Consider the following 1,715-nt stretch of genomic DNA (forward strand, 5'->3'; position numbering starts at 1 on the left):
GCCATGTTTTTTGCTCCAAAAAGAGGCTTCGCCCAAACGAGGGTTTGAGCGAAAGAAAAGTTGAAAGGGATTTTTTGGTATTAAGCGACGTCGCCGGGGTATGTGGCGTCGTCGTACTGGTAGAAAATTTCTTTATATTCAGGTGCAGTAATCTGACAGTTGCTGTCACCTGATGGGGCAACCTCCTGGACTATCCCATGCCGCGCACCCTTTTCACTGTCGCAGAACAATAACTTCGGCGGATCAATATCTGGGTCGTCCATAATCCAGTCTTCCGGATGCAGGTCGTCGTTGTACGGCACCGTCAGCGTGAAATCATCAACCCGTTGCGGCGTGAGCATTCGCGATGATGGTCGACCGTCCTGAAACTGTATCCAGCAGCGAGGATTCGCGTAGCTCCAGTCCAGTGGCTCCGTGACGTGCAGCGTGATTTCCTGGAAGTCGTAAATCATCGCGTCAATCAGGCAACTTTGGGTTTTCCCGGTTGGAATGTCGTCGGACAAAATGATGTGATCACCGAAGTCATGACACCATCCCAGCATCGAAGTCGTAGCCGTATACGTTCGGCGTTGGTGGAGATATTTCATTAACCGACGCATCCCGATACGCCAGGCGCGATCTGCAGTCATGGCAACATCAATGGTGTATGCCTCCGTTTTGCGCGGAAAAGGATTTTCCGGCGTCCGGCACTGTACGGTTTCCTCCGCCCAGGTCACAGGGTTGATATATTTCACATCCACGCCATCAAAATCATCCTCCGACGGGACCCTGAATGATGTCTGCATTTCCTCCACGGTATCCTGAGGAGTAATGATCCCTGTCCAGCTTTTGACGCCCTCTCTCCCGACAGAAAGCAACCCGTCAGACAGCAGAAAATACCCCATGCCAGCCTCGGCTATTTTGTCGAAAATATCCTTTGCTGACGTGCTGTCACTGCTTGCCTGGTGATCAAAATATTCGCCCCTTGGCGTCCAGTAGTTCTCCTCCAGCGTACTGAGTGCCGCAATGTCGATCTGGTCGTCGCGATATCCCAGACTGCGGGCAAGATGCAGGAACGCACCGCTGATTGTCCTGTCACCACCGCCATCATAATTTCGTGTGGCGACAACACTCACACGCTTGTCTGACTGCGCCGCCAGCTGGCCGCCGGTTTCAACCGTGATCCCTATTGTTGATATCCCTGCGTAGGAGGTCGGACGGGAAAGCAAACGACCTCTGAGCGCCTGCCAGAACATGCTGTCTCTCGCGTTGTTGCTCCCCTGCTCGTTACGGCGGCGGCATCGAACCTCCACCAGCCCAGGAGAGGACAGATCAAAACGCTCTGTAAAACCGAGGCCATTAATGTTTTTAAGCGCGTAAACCCCTGGCTTACTCGTCCACCCTGATCCGGAACCATAAACGCGATACTGGATTTCATACTCGACATGGCGGACCCGCTTATTCCCGTTGTTCTGGAACCCGCAAATTCCGTTTGGGAAAGCAAAGTTGACCTCGAAGGCGTCCACAACTTCATTTTGCGGGCAGGCCAGAAAGGGGCCTAGCCAGGTTTCATTATCGTTAATACCAGACGCGGCAAAATCCACGACGGTACGGGTCATAAAGCCTGACCAGGTGCTGTCAACGACACCGTTAACCACACGCTGTACGGTCGCAGAGGGACCATCAGTAGACGCTATCTGGTATTCGTTGCCACGGTGCGCCAGGGAAATCCGCTG

Annotated in this window: 1 protein-coding gene; it reads right to left on the reverse strand. The window is 53.4% G+C overall.

Annotated elements, in window-relative coordinates:
- Positions 1-80: 80 nt before the first annotated feature.
- Positions 81-1,715: host specificity factor TipJ family phage tail protein (locus RRF55_RS27080; protein ID WP_439419199.1), on the reverse strand; the 1,635-nt coding region annotated here is incomplete at its 5' end.

It is taken from the genome of Klebsiella sp. K47 (genome assembly GCF_051858335.1).
Taxonomy (GTDB): domain Bacteria; phylum Pseudomonadota; class Gammaproteobacteria; order Enterobacterales; family Enterobacteriaceae; genus Klebsiella; species Klebsiella pneumoniae.